This is a genomic window from Virgibacillus sp. GM2-2, assembly GCF_055329585.1.
On the sequence record NZ_JBUZWC010000117.1, the window covers coordinates 1 to 253 of the forward strand.

At 69.6% G+C, this 253-nt stretch carries 1 protein-coding gene; it reads left to right on the plus strand.

Features of this window, described 5'->3' with window-relative positions:
- The coding region (locus ACY9Z2_RS19190) for a chemotaxis protein CheW (RefSeq protein ID WP_463611274.1) at window positions 1–253 on the plus strand (253 nt) is incomplete at both ends.

The following is a 253-nucleotide window of genomic DNA, read 5'->3' on the forward strand; positions in this document are numbered from 1 at the left end:
GGTGATCGACCTGCGGACGATGCTCGGCCTCGATCCCACGTCGTCACACACCGGGCGGCTGCTCGTGGTGCGGCTGCTCGACGAGGAGTTCTCGACCGGGCTGCTGGTCGACGCCGTCGACCAGATCGCGAGCGTGCCGGTCGACGAGGTCCATCCGCCGGCGTCTCCGCTCGAAGGGGCGCTCGCCGGTTTTCTCTCAGGCGTCTGTCACGTCGGCCCGCGGTTCGTCGCGGTGCTCGATCTCGATCGGCTG